We start from the raw sequence: 4,756 nt of genomic DNA, 5'->3' as shown, positions 1-4,756 counted from the left end.
CTGCGCGACCCCGTCGACACCGCGCAGCCGCTCCAGAATCGCTACCTCGTGCCGCAGCCGTGGCTGCGCATCAAGACCGAGCGGCTCCTTGCGGATGGCTGCGACGCCCCCCGGCAGCAGCACTCGGGTCACCCGAGTGCGCGCGCTCTGCTGCAGAAGGACTCCGTCTTTCATCAGGTCGACCTGGGTGGTGCCGTCGGCGAGGTAGGCGGCGTCGGCGCGCTCCGATGCCGCCAGCGCGTCGCCTACTTCGGACGTCCGGACGTACTCAAACGCGCGCATCGGTACCTCCGATGTCCGCCACTTCCCGGATCGCGGCCACGATGTTGGGGTACGCGGCGCAGCGGCAGAGGTTCCCGCTCATGAACTCGCGGATGTCCTCGTCGGTCTTCGCGCGGCGTTCGGCGAGCAGCGCCACGGCCGACATGATCTGGGCGGGTGTGCAGTAGCCGCACTGGAAAGCGTCGTGCCGGACGAACGCCTCCTGCATCGGGTGCGCGCGCCCGTCGCGGGAGATCACGACGAGTGCCGTGGTGATCTCGGTGGCGTCCGGGGCGAGAGTCCGCGACGCCGTGCGTAGCTCTGGCGTTGAGGTCATCCCTTCACAGTCGACCGAGCGGCTCGGGCCCGAACCCGGGTGACACCCTGGATGGCCCGGGGAGGCACCCGGGTTCCGCTGGCCGCGGCAGAGCGCGCAGCTGCTTGCGCGATGTGACGCCGAGCTTGCCGAACACCTTGCCCAGGTGCCATTCCACCGTGCGTGGGCTGAGGAACAGCCGGGTCCCGATCTCGGCGTTCGACAGCCCTTCCCGCACCAGCCAGGCGATCTGTGCCTCCTGTGCGGTGAGCTCGTGACCGCCTTCGGCGACGGGCCGGCGCGGCAAGTGCCCGCCCGGGAGCAGCTCACGCTCGGCCCGGCGAGCAAATGCGGTCATCCCCATCTCCGTGAACAGCTCGTGTGCGGTTCGCAGCTGGTCGTGGGCTGCTCGTCGCCGCCGATCGCGGCGCAGCCACTCGCCATACAGCAAGTGGGCTCGCGCCAGTTCGCCGCGCACACGCGTCCGGCCAAGGCGTTGGATCGCCTCCCGGTAGTTGTCCTCCGCGACCGAGCCGTCGGTGACCAGGGCCCGGCACCGGGCCTCGATACCGAGCGCCCAATCTGTGCCGCTCACCCGCGTGTGCGCGGAAAGCCGCCGCAACGCCTCGGCGGCCTCCCTCGGCTGCCCGTTCCGGACAGTCGCTTCGATGCGTTCGGCCATCATCCACAGACCCGCGCCGACCAGCAGCCCCTCGCGTTCCACGAGGTCGGTCGCGGCCACCGCGTCGGAGTAGCGGCCCAGGCTGTTGCCCAGCAACGCCTCCGCCCACGCGTAGATCTGCGCCCCGGCGCCCTCACCGCGAGCCAGCACCTCACCGCGGGTGGCGGCGACCAACCTTGCGGTCTCCTCTGCGCGGCCCTGCCACGCGGCGAGCATGACCGCACCGTAGGGCGCGAGTCCGACGCCGATCGCCTCGGCCAGGACGTCGACCTCGCCCACCAGCGGAGCCGCCTCGGCCAGCTCGCCCAGGACCACGTGCACCGCCACCCGCGACGTCACGGCCAGCGGCAGCGTGGTGAGCGCGCCGGCCGCACGGGCCTGCTCGAGGTGGTGGGTCGCGAGCCGCTCCCAGCTGCGGTAGTCCCACAGATCGGGTGCCGTCGTGCCGGCGAGCCAGAGCCAGCGCAAGTCGTCCGCGCCGGCGTCGGCCTCGTCGCAGAACCCACGCAGTGCCCGCTTCAGGAGGTGACTGCCGGCGGCGAGCTCTCCCGTGTCACGCGCGGCGAGGCCGTCGAGGAGCAGGTCCGCCGGGACGGGCGGTTCCGGTGCCGCGGGGGCGCGACGGGCCGCCTCCGCCACTTCCACCACATCGCCGCCGACGGCGAGGTGCAGCGCGAACCGGGCCGCGGACAGCGCTTCCAAGTAGGTGTCCCTCGCCAGGCGCGCGTCGAACGACTCCAGCTGCTGAGCAGTCTTCAGCAGCAGCATCGGCGCTTCCGCCCCGCGGCGTACTGCGAACGCCACCTCCGCCCGGAGCAGGTTGACCTTCGCTTGATGCAGGTCCCCGAGGTGTCCGGCTTGCGCCACCGACAACAGGCCAAGCGCCGTTTCGGGGGCGCCCGCGGCGAGTGCTGCCCGCGCGGAGGCGAGCGCGCGCTCAGCCCGTCTCGCCGGGTCGTGGGTGAGTTCGACCGCGCGAGCCAGGAACGCCGCGGTGGCGGGAAGTCCGCCACGCGCCTGCGCGCGGCTCGCCGACCGTTCCAGCTCCGCCGCGACCTCGTCGTCCGGCCCGGTGACGGCCCGAGCGCGGTGCCAGGCCCTGCGATCCGGATCGGAGGCGGGGTCCGTGCACTCGGCCAGCGCTCGGTGCGCCCGCCGCCGTTGCCGCTCGGTGGCGCCGTCGTAGACCGCCGAACGCACGAGCGGATGCCGGAAGGAGACCCGCGCGCCGAACTCGACGAGCCCGGCTGACACGGCCGGGACCGCCGCGTCCGCACCCACCCCGAGCCGTGCGGCGGCGTCCCACACCAGGACGGCGTCGCCGAGCGGGTCGGCCGCCGCGACCAGCAGCAGCCGGCGCGACGCTTCCGGCAGCTGCGCGACCCGATGACGGAATCCCAGCTCGATCCCGCCCTGCAACCCCCGGCTGGCCGGCAGGCCGAACCCCCCGGCCAGCTGCGTCGGCGGAACGCTCCGCGGCAGCTCGAGCAACGCCAAGGGATTTCCGCCCGTGTCCGCCACGATTTGATCTACGACGCGCTCGTCCACTGGTCCTGGCAGCGCTGCCAGCAGGAGCGCCCGCGCTTCGCCGGCGGGTAACCCCTGGACCGGCAGTTCGGGAAGCCCCGTCAGCGCGGTGCTCGAATCCCTGTTTCGCGTCGCGAAGACCAGGCCCACGGAATCCGCGAACAGACGGCGTGCCGCGACCGCCAGCGCGTGGGTCGATGCGCGATCCAGCCACTGCACGTCGTCGACCAGGCACACCAGCGGGCGCTCGGCGCCGGCCTCTGCCAGCAGCCCCAGCACGGCCAGCCCAACGAGGAGCCGGTCCGGCGCCGGACCTTCGGCCAAGCCGAAGGCGGTGCTCAGCGCCTGACGCTGCGGGGCCGGCAGGCGACCGAGCCCGTCCAGCAGCGGCACACACAGCTGGTGCAGGCCGGCGAACGGCAGCTCCATCTCGGCCTGCGCCCCGGCCGTGCGCAGCACTCGGCACTCCGCGGCGTGTGCGGCCACGTGCTGCAGCAGCGCCGTCTTGCCCGCGCCGGGTTCGCCAACCACCAGGAGCGCGCGACCCTGCCCCGCTCGCACGGCTTCGACCAGCCTGTCGAGTGTTGCGCACTCCCTGTGCCGGCCCAGCAGCACCTGATCGCCTCCGTCCACCAGATCCCGGCCGTCGCCGGGTCGCTCCCGCGGAGAACCCAGTTTATGGCGCTTCCAGCCGCGCCCGGGGAGTTTTCCGCCGGTAAGGGGGTCGGCTGATTGCTTCCGGTGCGGCGCGGACGGATGCTGAACGGCATGACCAAAATGGCAGAGAACGAGTGGAAGGCGTTCATCGCGCAAGGTACCCGCACCGGCGAGCTGGCCACCGTACGGGCGGCCCCCATATCGCACCCGTGTGGTTCCTCCTCGACGGCGACGACCTCGTCTTCACCACGGAGAACGTGACCGCGAAAGCCCACGACCTCGCCCGCAACGGACGCGCTGCGATGTGCATCGACGACGAGGTGCCCCCGTACCCCACGCGGTGCTGTGGGGACACGCGGAATCTCCGACGACTCGGGACAGTTGCGTAACGGGGCGACGAACATCGCCGCGCGGTACATGGGTCAAGAGCGTGCCGCCGAGTTCGGCGAACGCAACAGCGTTCCGGGCATGCTGCTCGTGCGGATGCACGTTGAGCACGTCAGCGCCTACGCGGCCATCGCCTGAGGCGGCCTCCGCCGAGCACACGACTTCTCCAGTGGAACGCACTCGCACGACTGTCCACAATGGCTTCGGCGCACGCCTCGGCTCGCTGCCCTGCGTAAACCTTCGCGTCGAGGGCCAGTCGGCCGTACCGAACCATCTGATCGTGGGCTTCGCTTTATGCGCAGAGCATGCCGACTGCCGGCAGCAGTGGCAGCTGCGGGGGGGACCGTGCGTCATTTCAGTTTGGCCGACCGCTTGCTGAGCAGCGTCTGGCACAATGAGTTCAAGCGCGCAAAATACCGGCGTGTTATTGAATTGCCGTGGCAGCAGCACCATCCCAGATAACCGGCCTGACGACTCACTACCGCGGGCGCAACACTCCACCCACCGCATCGGGGCGTCGCCGCACGGCGGGCGTGAAGGCCAGTTCTCGCGGGTCGAGGCACGACGCGAGGTAGTCCTCCGGCTGCCCGGCGGCGCCTAAGGCGAATTCAGCGAAGGCTTCGCGCACGGTCCAGCCGATGTGAGGGGTGAGCACTACATTGGACAGGGTGCGCAGTGGAGAGTCCTCGGGCAGCGGTTCGGTGGTGAACACGTCCAGCCCGGCGGACTGAAGCGGGCCCTCCGGCAGCGCGGGTGGCAGGTCTGCGGGAGGGGTGTCCGGGCCGGTCACGGTCGGCGTGCTCATGGACGGCGTGCTCATGGACACAGTCCACACCTCAGTACGAATAAAGTCGAACTGGCGCGGGTTGCAGAGTCACACCCGCATAGTTCGACTTCATTCGTACTGGAGTTCCCATGGTCGTCGT

3 protein-coding genes and 2 pseudogenes are annotated in these 4,756 nt (G+C 71.1%); 1 reads left to right on the top strand and 4 read right to left on the bottom strand.

Annotated features, from left to right (window positions below):
• The 3 genes and pseudogenes from AB0K15_RS47835 to AB0K15_RS47825 all read right to left on the bottom strand — a co-directional run.
• Positions 1-282: pseudogene (locus AB0K15_RS47835) on the bottom strand (hypothetical protein); the annotation flags it as partial.
• Positions 269-598: a 2Fe-2S iron-sulfur cluster-binding protein gene (locus AB0K15_RS47830; RefSeq protein WP_364067863.1), complete on the bottom strand. Its 330-nt coding sequence runs from the start codon at positions 596-598 to the stop codon at positions 269-271. The gene AB0K15_RS47830 and the pseudogene AB0K15_RS47835, both read right to left, overlap by 14 nt.
• 4 nt (positions 599-602) lie before the next feature.
• Positions 603-3,401 (bottom strand): AAA family ATPase, encoded by a 2,799-nt coding sequence (locus AB0K15_RS47825; protein ID WP_364067865.1) that lies wholly within the window; start codon positions 3,399-3,401, stop codon positions 603-605.
• Between the two features lie 176 nt (positions 3,402-3,577).
• Between AB0K15_RS47825 and AB0K15_RS47820 the strand changes: the two genes are divergently transcribed.
• The gene (locus tag AB0K15_RS47820; RefSeq protein WP_364067861.1) at positions 3,578-3,832 is read left to right on the top strand and encodes a pyridoxamine 5'-phosphate oxidase family protein; all 255 of its coding nucleotides are present in this window, start codon (positions 3,578-3,580) and stop codon (positions 3,830-3,832) included.
• A gap of 611 nt (positions 3,833-4,443) precedes the next feature.
• Here AB0K15_RS47820 and AB0K15_RS47815 read toward each other — a convergent pair.
• Positions 4,444-4,650: pseudogene (locus AB0K15_RS47815) on the bottom strand (NAD(P)-dependent oxidoreductase); the annotation flags it as partial.
• Between the last annotated feature and the right edge of the window lie 106 nt (positions 4,651-4,756).

Origin of the sequence: Amycolatopsis sp. NPDC049253 (genome assembly GCF_040678995.1) — a bacterium.
In the GTDB taxonomy this organism is placed as follows: domain Bacteria; phylum Actinomycetota; class Actinomycetes; order Mycobacteriales; family Pseudonocardiaceae; genus Amycolatopsis.
Note: the sequence above shows the minus strand (reverse complement) of the source record. Positions and strands in the feature narration are given on the sequence as shown.

Coding starts and splice junctions, on each gene's coding strand:
- AB0K15_RS47830 (WP_364067863.1), bottom strand. CDS start 598: ATGACCTCAACGCCAGAGCTACGCACGGCGTCGCGGACTCTCGCCCCG.